The sequence below is a fragment of the Escherichia sp. MOD1-EC5189 genome, assembly GCF_002966045.1.
GTDB classification, from domain to species: Bacteria; Pseudomonadota; Gammaproteobacteria; order Enterobacterales; family Enterobacteriaceae; genus Escherichia; species Escherichia coli_F.
The window spans coordinates 1-15,381 of sequence record NZ_PTRX01000042.1; the positions used below are offsets into that span (position 1 = coordinate 1).

The window sequence follows — 15,381 nt, forward strand, 5'->3', positions numbered from 1 at the left end:
TGTCGTCGCGGCTTCGAAATGGACTTTGCTGAACTGTTGCTGGAAGACTACAAAGCCTCCCTGAAATATCTCAGCGATCACCCGAAACTGCAGGGTATTGCCCAGCAGAACAGCTTTAAACATACCTGATAATATAACGTTGTAAAAACCGAATGCCCAACCTTTAAAAAACAGTTGGGCATTCGGTTGCTTATTAATAGCAATAATATATTGGCTGTCTATTCATCGTGTTGATAAGATATATGTTATATGAATGTTTATTCAATGTAACTGATATTCTTAATGTCACCGCAAGGGATTATTTGCTTACTATTAATTTCACTGCGTTCTTAAGCACGCCTTTTGTATTATAAATCCAGTCATCCTGCCGTAGATTATCATCCTGTTTTCCCGCTTCGTTTAAATTTATTTATCAATCAATTTGACTTAAGAGGGCGGCGTGCTACATTAATAAACAGTAATATGTTTATGTAATATTAAGCCGACTATGCAATCACTACATGGTAATTGTCTAATTGCGTACGCAAGACATAAATATATTCTCACCATGGTTAATGGTGAATATCGCTATTTTAATGGCGGTGAACTGGTTTTTGCGGATGCAAGTCAAATTCAAGTGGATAAGTGTGTCGAGAATTTTGTATTAGTTTCAAGGGACACGCTTTCATTATTTCTCCCGATGCTCAAGGAGGAGGCATTAAATCTTCATGCACATAAAAAAGTTCCTTCGTTACTCGTTCATCACTGTACCAGAGATATTCCTGTTTTTCAGGAGGTTGCGCAACTATCGCAGAATAAGAATCTGCGCTATGCAGAAATGCTCCGTAAAAGAGCATTAATCTTTGCGTTGTTATCTGTTTTCCTGGAGGACGAGCAGTTTATACCGCTGCTTCTGAACGTTTTGCAACCGAACATGCGAACACGAGTTTGTACGGTCATCAATAATAATATCGCCCATGAGTGGACATTAGCCCAAATCGCCAGCGAGCTGTTGATGAGTTCAAGCCTGTTAAAGAAAAAATTGCGCGAAGAAGGTACGTCATATTCACAGTTGCTTACTGAGTGTAGAATGCAACGTGCTTTACAACTTATTGTTATACATGGGTTTTCAATTAAAAGAGTCGCAGTGTCCTGTGGATATCACAGCGTGTCGTATTTCATTTACGTTTTTCGAAATTATTATGGGATGACGCCCACAGAGTATCAGGAGCGATCGGCACAAGAATTGCCGAACCGTGACTCGGTGGCAAGTATTGTTGCACAAGGGAATTTTTACGGCACTGACCGTTCTGCGGAAGGAATAAGATTATAGAGTTTTACTCAGACATAAAAAAAACCCGGCATAGGGGACCGGGAAGAGGATAGTCTGCCGTCTCCAGACTAATAAACCGTTATAACACTCCCTGTTGGCACGGGAAACTTTGTGCTCTCAGTAAGTTAAATATAACTTTTACTGGAAATAAGATCAGCCATTTTTTTATAAACATAAGCTATACGCTGTGTGAAAATATATTGGTGTTGCATTTACTTATTATCAATTAACTGTTATGCAAAACTACTTTGTGGATAAATTTTGGTCCTACCAAATATGGCAGTTTTTGCACTAAGAAACAGTCTGGCGTCATTTCATTAGTATACTGAAATTGAAATAATCGCAGTAATGAAATATAAGGGATAGTCATGACTCATGTCTGCTCGGTGATCCTCGTTCGTCGTTCATTGGATATTCATCATGAACAGCAAAAAATATCGTTGCACAACGAAAGTATTCTACTGCTGGATAAAAATTTGGCAGATGATTTTGCGTTTTGTTCACCGGATACGCGACGGCTGGATATCGATGAGCTGACAATTTGCCATTACTTACAAAATATTCGTCAGCTACCGCGCAATTTAGGGTTACATAGCAAAGACCGTTTGTTAATTAACCAGTCCCCCCCCATGCCTCTGGTGACGGCGATTTTTGATAGTTTCAATGAATCCGGGGTAAATTCGCCGATAATGAGCAAGATGCTTTACCTTTCCTGTTTATCAATGTTTTCTCATAAGAAAGAACTTATCCCCTTACTTTTCAATAGTATCAGTACTGTTTCAGGAAAAGTTGAACGCCTTATTAGCTTTGATATCGCTAAACGTTGGTATCTGCGCGATATCGCGGAAAGAATGTATACCAGCGAGAGTCTCATCAAAAAAAAGTTGCAGGATGAAAATACCTGTTTCAGTAAAATATTACTCGCCTCCAGGATGTCGATGGCCAGACGATTACTCGAGTTACGTCAAATTCCTCTACATACTATTGCGGAAAAATGTGGGTATAGCAGTACGTCGTACTTTATAAACACATTTCGACAATATTATGGTGTAACGCCACATCAGTTTGCGCAACATTCGCCAGGCACCTTTTCCTGACATATTTCGCATTTGAATATTGGTCAGGATCTCACACGTGCTTCATGTGAAACTCTTCCCTGATGATTTCTGCCAAGCTACCGGCAAGATCTCTTTCGCAGTATGCCAGGCGGTATAGGTATTTTCAGGAGGAAAAGACTCGGCATGTTTGGGATTATTAAGCTGACAATTCATACGATTACGGGAATGTGGGTCAGTATTGTGCTGTTCAAATTGATGACGAATGGCTGGAGTGGTTTTTACTTTCAGTGCTGTGTACTAAGCCTGGTATTCCTGACGGTTAGCTGGTTGTTGAGTGGTGAATGGTTAGCAGGAAAGAGTAAGGCTGAACCCTCACGTTCAACCTTACTCTCATTTACACGTTACGCTTTTTTAAAGCGGGCAAAGAGATGTTCCACTACAACGAAAAAGACTGGAACGAAGTAAATGGCCAGCACTGTTGCGGCAAACATCCCGCCCATCACGCCGGTACCTACCGCGTTTTGCGCGCCGGAACCGGCACCATGACTGATTACCAGCGGCAGCACGCCGAGAATAAAGGCCAGAGAGGTCATCAGGATTGGGCGTAAACGCATTCGCGCCGCTTCGATGATCGCTTCTATCGGCGTTTTCCCTTCTTTCTGCATCATCTCAACGGCAAATTCGACGATCAGGATGGCGTTCTTGGCGGAAAGCCCGATGGTAGTCAGCAAACCAACCTGGAAGTAGACGTCATTACTTAAGCCGCGCAGATCGGTGGCCAGTAATGCGCCAACGACACCTAACGGTACAACCAACATCACCGAGAACGGAATTGACCAGCTCTCATAAAGTGCGGCAAGGGCGAGGAACACCACGACCAGTGAAATGGCATACAGCGCGGGAGCCTGATTTGAGGATAACGCTTCCTGATACGACAGTCCGGTCCATGAGTAGCCGACGCCTGCCGGAAGTTTAGCGACCAGGTCTGCCATAAATTTCATGGCGTCACCGGTACTTTTCCCGGCCGCCGCTTCACCTAAAATCTCCATTGACGGGATGCCGTTGTAGCGTTCCAGTCGCGGTGAACCATAGGTCCATTCGGTAGACGAGTAGGCAGAAAGCGGTGCCATCGTGCCAGAGGCGTTGCGTACATACCATTGGTTGATGTTATCCGGCAACATACGGAACGGCGTGCCTGCCTGGACATACACTTTTTTCACCCGCCCCTGGTTGAGGAAGTCGTTCACGTAGCTGCTGCCGAAGGCGGTGGAAATTGTCTGGTTGATATCAGACAGCGCCACGCCCATCGCTTCAGCTTTCGCAGCGTTGACGTTGACTTTGAACATCGGCGTATCTTCCAGGCCGTTCGGGCGAACCCCGGTGACCTGATTCGGTGATTGCGCTGCCAGTGATAACAGCTCGTTTCGCGCCTGGGTTAGTTTTTCGTGCCCCAGGTTACCGTTGTCCAGCAGTTCCATATCAAAACCTGACGCGGTACCCAGTTCAGCCACCGCGGGTAAGTTGAACGGGAAGACGACGGCTTTATTGATACTGCTTAACGCAATCATTGCCCGCTGAATGATCGCGGTAACCGAGTTTTCCTCACCGACACGTTCAGACCACGGTTTGAGGCTGATAAACGCCAGACCGTTGTTTTGCCCCTGGCCACTGAAGCCAAAGCCGCCAACGGTAAACACCGACTGAACATTATCTTTCTCTTTTGTCAGATAATAATCAGTCACCTGTTGCAGCACTTTCGTGGTGTTAACCATGGTTGCACCGGAAGGTAACTGCGCGGTGGTCATAAATACCCCCTGATCCTCTTCTGGTAAGAAAGAGGTCGGCGTACGCAGGAACAGCACTGCCATCCCGGCGCAAATCAGCAGGTAGACCACCATGTAGCGACCGGTACAACGCAACAGCGAGCGGGTGCTATCGGTATAGTGATGAGTCGATTTTTCAAACAGCGTGTTGAAGCGTGCGAACAGGGCGTTAGGTTTGTGATCGCCTTCCGGCGCGGCTTTCAGAATGGTGGCGCACAGGGCAGGGGTCAGGCTCATTGCGACAAATACTGAAAGCAGCATGGAGGAGATCAGCGTGATGGAGAACTGTCGGTAGATCTCCCCGGTTGCACCGCTCATAAAGGCCATCGGCATAAACACTGCGGAAAGAACAACGGCAATCCCGACCAGAGCGCGTTGGATTTGCCCCATGGATTTATGCGTTGCTTCCTTCGGCGGCAGTTTATCCTCCGCTATCACGCGCTCGACGTTTTCTACCACCACGATGGCGTCATCCACCAACAACCCTATCGCCAGCACCATCCCGAACATGGTGAGGGTGTTGATGGTGAAACCGACCGCCGACAAGATCGCAAACGTCCCGAGAATAACCACCGGTACGGCAATCGTCGGGATGATTGTGGCGCGGAAATTCTGCAAAAACAGATACATGACCAGGAAGACGAGGATGATAGCCTCAACCAGCGTTTTGAAAACTTCCTGAATAGAAATTTTGATAAACGGCGTCGTGTCGTAAGGATAAACCGTCTTCAGGCTTGCGGGGAAATAAGCCGATAAACGGTTCAGCTCCTCTTTCACCGCTCGCGAGGTATCCAGGGCGTTTGCTCCGGTAGCCAGTTTGATGGCGATCCCGGCAGCAGGTTTGCCGTTATAGCGCGCCACGGTGGAATAATCTTCCGCCCCAAGTTCGACGCGGGCGACATCACGCAGCAGTACTTGCGAACCATCTTGCTGAACTTTCAACAGGATTTTGCCAAATTCTTCCGGCGTTTGCAGACGCGTCTGCACAATGATCGAGGCGTTCAGTTGCTGGTCTGCCGCCTGTGGCATGCCCCCCAGTTGACCACCGGAAATCTGGTTGTTTTGCACCTTAATCTGGGAAATAACATCGGAAGGTACCAGATTGTATTTATTGAGTTTTTGCGGGTCCAGCCAGATACGCATGGCGTACTCGGAACCAAAGAGCTGTACGCTACCAACGCCCGCGGTACGGCTTAGCGGGTCTTTGATATTAGACGCTACATAGTCCGCGATATCGTACTGGTTGAGACTGCCGTTATCAGAAATAAACGCCGCTACCATCAGGATATTACTGCTCGACTTATCGACGCTAATACCCTGCTGCTGCACCGCTTCAGGTAATGAAGGCATTGCGAGTTGCAGTTTATTTTGTACCTGAACCTGTGCGATATCAGGCGATGTCCCCGTCTCAAAGGTCAGAGTGATGGAGGCATTACCCGCCGCATCGCTGGTTGAAGACATGTACATCAGGCCATCAAGCCCATTCATATTTTGCTCAATCACCTGAGTGACCGAGTCTTCTACCGTTTGCGCATCGGCACCCGGATAGGTTGCGCTGACGGTAATGGTTGGTGGCGCAATCTGCGGATATTGCGCAACCGGTAAGTTCATGATCGCCAGACCACCTGCAAGCATCATAATAATGGCAAGTACCCAGGCAAAAACCGGGCGATCAATAAAATAGTTAGCCATGAAAGTCCCCTTAAGCCTGCAACGTTATTGTTTCGATTCGGTGCTGGCGTTTTCCTGGCTGGAGGAAATTGCACGTGCTTTGATACCCGGATGAATACGTTGCAAACCGGAAACGATCACCCGATCGCCAGCCTGCAAGCCAGAGGTGACAACCCACCGGTCGCCGATGGCTTTGCTGGCTTCAATTTCGCGTAGCTGCACAACATCGTCTTTATCCAGAATGAGCGCCGTTGCTTTACCCTGGGCGTTGTGGGTGACGCCTTCCTGCGGCACCAGTAATACATTCTGGCGGCTACCTTCATCCACTAATGCCGTGACATACATACCTGGCAGCAAGTCACCATTTGGGTTGGGGAAAATCGCCCGTAACGTCACGGAGCCCGTGGTTTCATCCACCGTCGGGTCGGAGAATTTCAGCGTGCCGGTCTGGCTGTAACGTTTACCATTTTCCAGATTGAGCTGTACTGGCGTACTGCCCTGAACCTGTTTGATTTGTCCACTGGCGACCTCTTCTTTCATGCGCAAAAAATCCTGCACCGACTGCGTGAGATCGACATAAATCGGGTCCAGACGTTGCACGGTAACCAGTGAATCGGCTTGATTAGCGGTAACGAGTGCGCCGACGGTCACCGACGATTTCCCGCTGACGCCCGTAATCGGCGAGGTGACATTCGCGTATTGCAGATTGATCGTCGCCTGTTCAACAGCCGCTTTGGCGACGGTGACATTGGCTTCTGCTTCATTCAGCTGGGTGCGCGCGGTGTCGTAATCCTGACGGCTAACGTAGTTGGTCTTCAGCAATGATGCCTGGCGGTTAAAGGTGATGCGGGCATTGCTGGCGGTTGAGAGTGCTTTCGCCAACGAGCCTTTGGCGGAGTTTAGATCGGCCTGTAAAGGCGCAGGATCAATCTGATACAGCGAATCGCCCTGGTTCACTTTATCGCCTTCGATAAAGTTGCGTTTAATGATAATACCGCCCACCTGAGGGCGTATCTCGGCAACTTCATAAGGAACGGTTCTACCGGGCAATTCGCTCAACACATTGACCGAACCGGGGGAGAGTGTGACGACACCGACCTCAGGCGTCATGGCGGCGGCGTTTTCCGTCGATTTGTCATCGCAGGCGGTGAGCATCGCGCCGCAGAATAACAACGGTATTAACAGTTTTCTTCTTCTGTTCATTTTAGTCCCTGAAAATTCTTGAGATATAACGGTTCTTTAAATTGCGCGCGAGGAGAGGTATGAGGGATTTACAGACCAGCGGCATAGTGGGGTTGTCAGCCAGTAAGATGGGATGCAAGCACAGTGATCGACATGGTGAGGTCAACGACAAAAAAAATGTTGCCGTTCTGCCAACAGTTCCTGCCAGCATTCGGGCAACGAAGGGTTCTACTGGTGGATACACATACCAGGGGAATAAAGTCGTTTTCGCCTCTCCTTTAGTCATCACCGGGGATAATGAAATCAGCATCTGCATCCCTCTTCATGCCTGCCATCATTTTCAGTTAATTATGTCCTGACTAAAAATAAGATGTGATACCCAGGGTGACGATGTCGCTCATACGTCTTAGTTTCAGCTTGTACATAATGTTGAATTTCTGAATCTTTAATGTTTGTTGCGAAATATTGAGCGTTGACGTGATATTGCTTTCGTTTTTGTTTTTCAGAATCAGCTGCATAATTTTGAACTGATTATGTGAAAAACATAATTGTGAATTCTTATGGGGCAAGTGTTTACCATAAGTAATCTCAAGAAGATTTTTGATACTTTCTTTGCGGCTGACAAAATAAATAGGCGCTTTAGCTTTTAGTTTACTGATGTGATAAGGTGCCAAAACAATAATTCTCTCGGCGTCTAATTTCTCCAGAAATTTAATCGCTTCTTCATCAAGGATATGGTTGTGATAGGTATCAATGATAACCTTGAAGGGTTTATTACCTACTTTTTTGATCTCTGACAGGGAATTGATTTTTATCATTTCGTGATTATCTTTCAACTGCCAAAAGCCCTGTAAAAGAAAAGAATCTTTCGTCATGAGAAAAATCATAACTTGCTCCTTAGCCGTTATCGTTTCGAACATGTCATCCTTTTCATTATTTACATCCCTGTCCGAATCGTTGTTCAATATAGTAAACGCCTATAAGAACCTTGCCCTTCGTGAACTAATACGTTTATTAACACTAATCAATACTTCAGATTTATCCATCACGCACTCCATATATTGATCCTAAGTAAAATTCCTGGTTGTTATCAGATTGTAAACTGCAAACAAAAAATTAACGTTTGCGGATTACTGCCCAAGAATAAGTTATCAATAACCAGTTTGTGATCTCTGAAGAATATTACTAAAGTTAAAATGTAATCCGATTTAAATATCGAGTCTCCTTGTTTCGACTTAAGCTGGCAATTGGATTGCCAGCTTTCTTTTAACGCATTGAAATTACCTGAGTAAATAACTCATTCATGTCTTCAGGTTTTTATATAGCGTCTGGAGACACGGATATTTATGCAATGTAATCAACGCCAGTTGCAAAAAAATGAACCCGGATTACTTATTTAACCGCCCATAGCATCAACGTTTACGGAACTCTTTGTTCACTTTCCCACAGCACTTTTAAAACATTAAACCTGACTACGGAAAATATCAGCCATGATAATGTTTGAAATGGCTAATTTGCCATGCAATGAAAAAAATCAGATAAAATTCAGTAGGTTGAAATACTCATCAGCAGGTAATTATTTCAATGATAGCGCGCAATTGATCTAAAATGCTGTGTAGCGGAGAGAGTATTAATTGGATCATAGTCACATCAAGTGACTATGATCCAGGTGGCAATAGGGATAATTATTGCTTTTTAACAAACAAACTGGCGAAGCTGAACAGGCTAGCGGCGCTAAATATCAGTTCAATTCCCACTAGTGTGGAAACCAGCGTTACAGAAACCATCGGCGTAGCACCAAGGAATATCCAGGCAATGACGATATCCAGCACACCAATAACGAGCTGTAGCCAACTGCCTTTCATTGAACGCTGACGATACCAACTCATCAGGCGAATAACCCCTGCCACACAGAACAAACCGGCAATAAATGCCGCAATGGCAAAAATGCCCAGCTCTGGTGCGCGGATGAAGAAATAGCCGATCAATAAATAGGCGACTGCGACGAGGAAACCGGATAATACCGGCCAGAAATTATGACTGCGGTTGCTGAATAACCCGACAATAAGCGCAATACCCGAGCAGATTAATAATGCACCCACTACTGTGCTTAAAATATCGCCAGAGACGAACGGAAAACTGATACACAGCAACCCGACGATAAACAGCAGCACGGCAATAAACTGGATTGCTCTGCGATGTTTTTTAAGCATCTCCAGATCAAACTTCAAAATTGTTGCCTTATCTATATATAACATATAACCACCCTATAAAATTAAGAAGAAAATCCCCTGCTATCAATCTATGCCAAAAACGCGTCTAAGAATGCAGTCGATTTAATAAAAATTTCCTAATTACAGTATCTGATGCATCTGTAACTCATTGTATTGAAATAAAAATATCTGATTTTGATATTTTCCATCAACATGACATATACAGAAAACCAGGTTATAACCTCAGTGTCGAAATTAATTCGTGACGGCTCTTTCACTTTATAGTTGAGGATATTACGATGAAAAAAGTATTAGGCGTTATTCTTGGTGGTCTGCTTCTTCTGCCAGTGGTGAGCAATGCAGCGGATGCACAAAAAGCAGCTGATAACAAAAAACCGGTCAACACCTGGACCTGTGAAGATTTTCTGGCTGTGGACGAATCCTTCCAGCCAACTGCAGTTGGTTTTGCTGAAGCACTGAACAATAAAGATAAACCAGAAGATGCGGTTTTAGATGTTCAGGGTATTGCAACCGTAACCCCAGCGATCGTTCAGGCTTGTACTCAGGATAAACAAGCCAACTTTAAAGATAAAGTTAAAAGCGAATGGGACAAAGTTAAGAAAGATATGTAATTCCGGGAATACGTTACATCGTACTTCCTTGCATATTGAACAGGTAGGAATACCTTCTTCAAAAGCAGCTATTCCTTCTGTTCATATTTAATCTCTATATTGAATGGGTTACAAAATGAATATTTCATCTCTCCGTAAAGCGTTTATTTTTATGGGCGCTGTAGCGGCTTTGTCACTGGTGAACGCACAATCTGCGCTGGCAGCCAATGAATCCGCTAAAGATATGACTTGCCAGGAATTTATTGATCTGAATCCAAAAGCAATGACACCGGTTGCGTGGTGGATGCTGCATGAAGAAACAGTTTATAAAGGTGGCGATACCGTTACTTTAAATGAAACCGATCTTACTCAAATTCCTAAAGTGATCGAATACTGCAAAAAAAATCCGCAGAAAAATTTGTATACTTTCAAAAATCAAGCATCTAATGACTTGCCGAATTAATGGGGCACAAGTAAAAAGGAGTAGCAAGTTGAGCCATCTTGCTGCTACTTTTTGCATTTTTATATGACAGCAGAATTTATTATACGTCTTATACTCGCAGCAATTGCCTGTGGCGCTATTGGCATGGAAAGGCAAATGCGCGGCAAAGGAGCAGGGTTACGCACACATGTATTAATTGGCATGGGAAGCGCCCTGTTTATGATTGTTTCGAAATATGGTTTTGCTGACGTGCTGTCTTTAGATCACGTCGGACTGGACCCCAGCCGTATTGCTGCTCAGGTGGTGACGGGCGTCGGGTTTATCGGTGCAGGTAACATTCTCGTTCGTAACCAAAATATTGTAGGTCTGACGACGGCAGCGGATATCTGGGTGACCGCCGCCATTGGTATGGTTATTGGTAGCGGTATGTACGAACTGGGCATTTATGGTTCAGTGATGACCTTACTGGTGCTGGAAGTCTTCCATCAATTAACCTTCCGCCTGATGAATAAAAATTACCATTTACAGCTGACATTAGTGAACGGTAATACGGTATCAATGCTCGACTGGTTTAAGCAGCAAAAAATAAAAACGGATTTAGTTTCGTTGCAGGAAAATGAAGATCATGAAGTGGTCGCCATTGATATCCAGCTTCATGCCACGACGTCGATAGAAGATCTGTTGCGATTATTAAAAGGTATGGCAGGGGTGAAAGGCGTTTCAATTAGCTAATCTATATAGTTATTTATTCGCAGGAGTACCAGAGCGGTACTCCTGTTGGTTTTAATGATCGAGGACGATCAGTGGTGAATGGTTGGCAGGATCTTTAAGTACGGTAATATCCGCGCCGTAGAGCATTGTCAGCGCCTGCTGTGTCAATACGTCCTGCGGTTTACCATTTGCGATAACCTTTCCTTTTTGCATTAATACAACACGGTCTGCATAACGCGCGGCAAGATTTAGATCGTGCAATACGCAGCAAACATTGAACTGCCGTTCGTGAACTAGCTGGCGTAATAAACGAAACAAGTGCTGCTGATGGTGAATATCCAGTGCCGAAGTTGGTTCATCAAGAAATAACCATTTCGGTGAGGGAGTTGGTTCCCAGAGTTGCACCAGCAGGCGCGCTAATTGCACGCGCTGTTGTTCACCACCGGATAATTGCCGATAGTCGCGGTTTGCTAACGCCTGACAGTCACATAACGCCATTATTTGTGCTGTTTCATTATCCTGATTACCAGTACGATGCGGATGCCGCCCCATCCGGATAACTTCTTGTACGCTGAATGGAAACGCCATGTGGCTATTTTGACGCATCACGGCCCGGTGTTTCGCCAGTTCAGTAATCGACCATTCATTTAATGGCTTATTAAACAACCGACATTCGCCGCTATCAGGTTGAAGATAGCCGGTTAACTGGCGAAGCAGCGTAGATTTTCCCGCACCATTAGGGCCGAGAATGGCAACAATTTCCCCACCGGGAAAAGTCAGTGAGACATTATCAGTCAGACGCCGCCCCTGAAGGCTATAAACCAGATTCTGGGCGCTGATCATGTGATCCTCCGGTTGCGCAGAATCAACCACATAAAATAAGGGCCACCAAGCAGGCTGGTTAATAATCCCACGGGCATTTCTGCTGGCTGTACCAGTGTGCGGGCAAGTGTGTCTGCCATCAGCAATAAACAGGCTCCGGCGAGGGCGGAGCAAGGGATTAGCCAGCGGTGATTTGCCCCGGTAGTCATACGAATCAGATGCGGGATCACCAGGCCAATAAAGCCGATAATGCCGCTTACCGATACGGCGGCACCAACGAGCAGTGAGCTCACTAACAATAATTGCTGGCGTTTACGCTTAACGTTCACGCCGAGGTAGTGGGCTTCTTCATCACCGAGCTGCAGTAAATTCAGCGTTCCGGCGAGACAAGTTGTTGCAATAATGGCCGGTAGGATGAATGAACTGGCAACCAATAACGTCGACCATTGCGCCTGTCCAAGATTGCCCATCATCCACAATGTGAGTTGTCGTAGCTGCTGCTCATCGCCGATATAGCTCAGGATGCCGATGGCTGCGCCGCACAGGGCATTGATGGCGATACCGGCGAGTAATAATTGCATCATGCTGCCATCGCGATGGCGCTGCGTTATGAGAAAAATGATGGTGCAGACCACTAAACTTCCGGCAATGGCAAACACCATTTGCTCATAGAGCACCAGCACCACTGGGAAGGGAAAGGGCATCACAATAGCAACGCCAACCATTAATGCAGAACCGCTACTGACGCCGAGTAATCCAGGGTCAGCCATTGGGTTGCGAAAAAGCCCCTGCATAATTACCCCGGCGGTTGCCAACGCTGCACCTACCAGCACCGCCAGCAAAACCCGTGGTAGACGAATATTGAGCCAGATATCGCGGTATTCCTCATCAAAAAGGGCATCAAAACTGATCTTTAACGCTCCCTGACTGGCACCGAACAGCACCAGAGCTAGCAATAATAGTGATAGCCCCATAAAGACCCTGGCGGAAGAGAGTGAATCCTTGAGCACGCAAAACTCCGTTACGACATTACGGCGCGGAGATTCCGCGCCGGGGGATCACGCCGGTTTCAGGTCCGGTTCAATCAGACTGTAGACCTGCTGGTTAAGTGCTGGCGCATTTGCCAGTTCATGGATATGTGCGGCGACATCGGCACGGTTAACAAAACCATGACACTCCTGATTTTGTATCCGTTGTGCTTTGCCCGTTGCCGCCCCATCAAGCAGACCGCCAGGGCGGAGAATGGCGTAATCAAGCTGGCTGGTTTGCAACCAGCTTTCCGCCAGCGTTTTTTCCCGTACCGCCTGACCAAACGCAGCCTTTGCCCGCTCCGATAAAAACTGCCAGCTATCGCCGCATCCCAAAGAGGTCACCAGAATCATGCGACTGATGCCGGCCTTTTCGGCCTCATCAATCACTGTTCTGTGCGCCAGATAATCCTGAGCTCCGCCCATTGTTGAGATGATAAGCGCATCCGGGCCAGCTGCGCGGCAAGCAGCCGCGACTACGCTGGCATCACAGGCGTCGCCTGTAAAAACCTGTACACCTTGTTGCGCCAGTTTCGTGGCAGCATCAGCATGACGAATGACAGCAACGACCGGACGTTGTTCCGCCAGCGCCAGTTCAAGCGTTCTGGCACCCACACCTTTTCCGCCTGCGCCAAAGAGTAGCCACGGCGTCATCAGGCGTGTTCCTTTAACGATGCTGCCAGAGCATGGAAGGCGCTGACTTGTTCGCTCAGGAGCTGACGATGGTCATCCCTGCCGAGGAAGATTTTCAGCATTGCGCTGCCTTCTTTGTTGAAAAAGAGAATGGATGCGGTGTCCATGCCCATAAATTTACGTTCGATCAAGGCAATATGTGTGCAGTTTTCTGCTTTGATATGCCCGGACATGCCGTGCTTTCCGCGTAGGTTGAAATAGCCGTGGCGATGGAAACCCGAAGGCAGTTCGCCGCTAAATTCGAGGATTACATCGGCAGTATGTACTAACGTGGTGACGTTGCCCCATTCGCAGACGGTATCCCAGACAGTATCGAATTTATCGCCTGACACTACGGTAGAGGAGGGTAGATTCCTCACTACTTCCAGCAGTGTGGTGTTGTATTGTTCGGCTACCACCTCCAGCGTACCGTCCGGCTCCGTTTTCAAAAATTCTTGTAACGAGACATGGCTCATAAATCACTCCTGTTATGGTTTTTCACGCACAATCGCTGGCGCATTAAGTACCTGAATTAGTTCATTAAGAGACTGCAAAATATTGCTTGCCCAGAAACGACCTTCATTAGTCAGCCGCAGGCAAGTTGAAGCATCGCGGCTTAAGCCTTTTTGGTGCCATTGAGCCAGTAACGGCGCGAGTTTTTCGGCATGTGGCGTAAGTTCATCCAGCGGTACACGCGCTGTTTCAACACCTGACTGCAAGGTATGACGCCATTGCGCATTACGTTCGGCGTTACGCATGATCATCATCAGCGGTTTTTTGCCTGCCGCGACGGATTCATGCCAGGTCTGAAGACTGCGTTCGTTCATCCAGGAGTAACCATTAATCGAACCGCCGGCTCCGGAACCAAAGGCCAGACAATCGGCACCTTGTTTAATCAGCAGGTTATAGAGATTGCGTTCGCGTGTGGTACGGCCCCAGTGGCTGTTACTGATACAGCGCCAACCAGCTTCGTCCATGAAGTCACACCCTTGCAGATAAAGATCGCGTCGTTCTGCCGGAGAGGGCACGGTAGTACGCCCATTTTCCACGGCTTTGCCCAGCGGTGTATTGGGCAGGACATTGAGCGCATAGAGATCGACGCCGTCGAGACCGATATCGCGGGCAATAGTCAGATCTTCTCCCCAGGTTTGCGCATCCTGACCTGGCAGGCCAAACAGAAGGTCACAGACCACCGCAGCACGGTCGCGTTTGACCAGGCTTTCCATAAACGCAATGGCGGTTGGGCCATCCGAGGTGCGGGCCATTTTCTTACGGATTTTGCTGTTAAACGACTGAATACCAATTGAGAAGCGGTTTGCTCCTGCATCAAGGCAAGCATCGATTCGCTCAGCGTCAAAATTCAGTACCCGGCCTTCGATAGTGATTTCACAATCAGGGGCCAGTGGCAGCTTTTCTCGTAATGTGGTGATAATTCTGGCCAAATCGTGTGCCGAGAGCGCGGAAGGCGTGCCGCCACCGAAATAGACCGCGTGGATGGGGGCAGACTGATGCAATACGCTGTCCGCTTCCATTTCTATTTCACGAATCAGGGCGTCGGTATAATGAGCACACGCATCTTCATTAAAACGGTTCTGATAAAAACCACAAAACGTGCAGTGTGTTGCACAAAAAGGAATGTGTAGATAAACCAGTCGCTTACGTGGTGATACCGTTTGATTGAGCATCTCTTGCCAGGTCTGTGCCAGTTGCTCTTTGGCAACTGGAATGGCCCCACGAAACGGCATCATGGCGCGCCTGTCTTTAAATGGCTGATCACCGTCTAAAGCAAAATGTGGCGTGAGATCCAGGGTGTTATTTGTGTTCATTCGTCTGATT

General features: G+C 47.0%; 16 protein-coding genes. 7 read left to right on the top strand and 9 right to left on the bottom strand.

Going from position 1 to position 15,381, the window contains the following annotated elements; all coding sequences use genetic code 11:
- From ATB02_RS26815 to gadW, 3 genes are all read left to right on the top strand, one after another.
- The coding region (locus ATB02_RS26815) for a hypothetical protein (protein WP_001501631.1) at positions 1 to 129 on the top strand (129 nt) is incomplete at its 5' end.
- Positions 130 to 487: 358 nt separating this feature from the next.
- A complete protein-coding gene (gene gadX, locus ATB02_RS23330; protein WP_105272317.1) occupies positions 488 to 1,312 on the top strand; it encodes an acid resistance transcriptional activator GadX in 825 nt (274 codons plus the stop codon).
- Positions 1,313 to 1,680: 368 nt separating this feature from the next.
- The gene (gadW, locus tag ATB02_RS23335) at positions 1,681 to 2,409 is read left to right on the top strand and encodes an acid resistance transcriptional activator GadW (RefSeq protein WP_105272318.1); all 729 of its coding nucleotides are present in this window, start codon (positions 1,681 to 1,683) and stop codon (positions 2,407 to 2,409) included.
- 362 nt (positions 2,410 to 2,771) lie between these two features.
- On the opposite strand, the gene mdtF is transcribed toward gadW, so the two are convergent.
- A complete protein-coding gene (mdtF, locus tag ATB02_RS23345) occupies positions 2,772 to 5,885 on the bottom strand; it encodes a multidrug efflux pump RND permease MdtF (protein ID WP_105272319.1) in 3,114 nt (1,037 codons plus the stop codon).
- A gap of 24 nt (positions 5,886 to 5,909) precedes the next feature.
- Positions 5,910 to 7,019: a multidrug transporter subunit MdtE gene (gene mdtE, locus ATB02_RS23350; protein WP_306300885.1), complete on the bottom strand. Its 1,110-nt coding sequence runs from the start codon at positions 7,017 to 7,019 to the stop codon at positions 5,910 to 5,912.
- Between the two features lie 107 nt (positions 7,020 to 7,126).
- On the opposite strand from mdtE, the gene ATB02_RS23355 reads away from it, so the two are divergent.
- Complete coding sequence (locus ATB02_RS23355; protein WP_001205315.1) at positions 7,127 to 7,405, top strand: hypothetical protein; 279 nt, start codon at positions 7,127 to 7,129, stop codon at positions 7,403 to 7,405.
- On the opposite strand, the gene gadE is transcribed toward ATB02_RS23355, so the two are convergent.
- Together gadE and hdeD are read right to left on the bottom strand one after the other, a co-directional pair.
- Entirely contained in the window at positions 7,406 to 7,933 is a 528-nt protein-coding gene (gadE, locus tag ATB02_RS23360) for an acid resistance transcriptional activator GadE (RefSeq protein ID WP_000576690.1), read from the bottom strand.
- Positions 7,934 to 8,731: 798 nt separating this feature from the next.
- Positions 8,732 to 9,304 (bottom strand): acid-resistance protein HdeD, encoded by a 573-nt coding sequence (hdeD, locus tag ATB02_RS23365; RefSeq protein WP_000965671.1) that lies wholly within the window; start codon positions 9,302 to 9,304, stop codon positions 8,732 to 8,734.
- 254 nt (positions 9,305 to 9,558) lie between these two features.
- Here hdeD and hdeA point away from each other — a divergent pair, with 254 nt between their 5' ends.
- From hdeA to ATB02_RS23380, 3 genes are all read left to right on the top strand, one after another.
- Complete coding sequence (gene hdeA, locus ATB02_RS23370) at positions 9,559 to 9,891, top strand: acid-activated periplasmic chaperone HdeA (RefSeq protein WP_000756553.1); 333 nt, start codon at positions 9,559 to 9,561, stop codon at positions 9,889 to 9,891.
- Between the two features lie 115 nt (positions 9,892 to 10,006).
- Positions 10,007 to 10,333: an acid-activated periplasmic chaperone HdeB gene (gene hdeB / locus ATB02_RS23375; protein WP_001298717.1), complete on the top strand. Its 327-nt coding sequence runs from the start codon at positions 10,007 to 10,009 to the stop codon at positions 10,331 to 10,333.
- 63 nt (positions 10,334 to 10,396) lie between these two features.
- The gene (locus tag ATB02_RS23380; RefSeq protein WP_001296814.1) at positions 10,397 to 11,044 is read left to right on the top strand and encodes an MgtC/SapB family protein; all 648 of its coding nucleotides are present in this window, start codon (positions 10,397 to 10,399) and stop codon (positions 11,042 to 11,044) included.
- Positions 11,045 to 11,095: 51 nt separating this feature from the next.
- Here ATB02_RS23380 and ATB02_RS23385 read toward each other — a convergent pair whose 3' ends face one another.
- Genes ATB02_RS23385 through hutW form a run of 5 tightly spaced genes read right to left on the bottom strand, consistent with a single transcriptional unit; the run spans position 11,096 to position 15,371 of the window.
- Positions 11,096 to 11,866: a heme ABC transporter ATP-binding protein gene (locus ATB02_RS23385; protein ID WP_032185380.1), complete on the bottom strand. Its 771-nt coding sequence runs from the start codon at positions 11,864 to 11,866 to the stop codon at positions 11,096 to 11,098.
- Positions 11,863 to 12,855, bottom strand: coding sequence for a heme ABC transporter permease ShuU/ChuU (shuU, locus tag ATB02_RS23390; protein ID WP_206748428.1), 993 nt, complete (start codon positions 12,853 to 12,855; stop codon positions 11,863 to 11,865). Before shuU ends, ATB02_RS23385 begins: the two co-directional genes overlap by 4 nt.
- A gap of 48 nt (positions 12,856 to 12,903) precedes the next feature.
- Entirely contained in the window at positions 12,904 to 13,527 is a 624-nt protein-coding gene (gene chuY, locus ATB02_RS23395; RefSeq protein ID WP_105272322.1) for an anaerobilin reductase, read from the bottom strand.
- Positions 13,527 to 14,021 (bottom strand): heme utilization cystosolic carrier protein HutX, encoded by a 495-nt coding sequence (hutX, locus tag ATB02_RS23400; protein WP_032185377.1) that lies wholly within the window; start codon positions 14,019 to 14,021, stop codon positions 13,527 to 13,529. Before hutX ends, chuY begins: the two co-directional genes overlap by 1 nt.
- A gap of 12 nt (positions 14,022 to 14,033) precedes the next feature.
- Positions 14,034 to 15,371, bottom strand: coding sequence for a heme anaerobic degradation radical SAM methyltransferase ChuW/HutW (hutW, locus tag ATB02_RS23405; protein WP_105272323.1), 1,338 nt, complete (start codon positions 15,369 to 15,371; stop codon positions 14,034 to 14,036).
- Positions 15,372 to 15,381: the final 10 nt, after the last annotated feature.

Coding starts and splice junctions, on each gene's coding strand:
- ATB02_RS23355 (WP_001205315.1), top strand. CDS start 7,127: ATGAGGGATTTACAGACCAGCGGCATAGTGGGGTTGTCAGCCAGTAAG.
- hdeD (WP_000965671.1), bottom strand. CDS start 9,304: ATGTTATATATAGATAAGGCAACAATTTTGAAGTTTGATCTGGAGATG.
- chuY (WP_105272322.1), bottom strand. CDS start 13,527: ATGACGCCGTGGCTACTCTTTGGCGCAGGCGGAAAAGGTGTGGGTGCC.
- hutX (WP_032185377.1), bottom strand. CDS start 14,021: ATGAGCCATGTCTCGTTACAAGAATTTTTGAAAACGGAGCCGGACGGT.
- mdtE (WP_306300885.1), bottom strand. CDS start 7,019: ATGCTCACCGCCTGCGATGACAAATCGACGGAAAACGCCGCCGCCATG.
- hdeA (WP_000756553.1), top strand. CDS start 9,559: ATGAAAAAAGTATTAGGCGTTATTCTTGGTGGTCTGCTTCTTCTGCCA.
- hutW (WP_105272323.1), bottom strand. CDS start 15,371: ATGAACACAAATAACACCCTGGATCTCACGCCACATTTTGCTTTAGAC.
- ATB02_RS23380 (WP_001296814.1), top strand. CDS start 10,397: ATGACAGCAGAATTTATTATACGTCTTATACTCGCAGCAATTGCCTGT.
- ATB02_RS23385 (WP_032185380.1), bottom strand. CDS start 11,866: ATGATCAGCGCCCAGAATCTGGTTTATAGCCTTCAGGGGCGGCGTCTG.
- gadE (WP_000576690.1), bottom strand. CDS start 7,933: ATGATTTTTCTCATGACGAAAGATTCTTTTCTTTTACAGGGCTTTTGG.
- gadW (WP_105272318.1), top strand. CDS start 1,681: ATGACTCATGTCTGCTCGGTGATCCTCGTTCGTCGTTCATTGGATATT.
- gadX (WP_105272317.1), top strand. CDS start 488: ATGCAATCACTACATGGTAATTGTCTAATTGCGTACGCAAGACATAAA.
- hdeB (WP_001298717.1), top strand. CDS start 10,007: ATGAATATTTCATCTCTCCGTAAAGCGTTTATTTTTATGGGCGCTGTA.
- mdtF (WP_105272319.1), bottom strand. CDS start 5,885: ATGGCTAACTATTTTATTGATCGCCCGGTTTTTGCCTGGGTACTTGCC.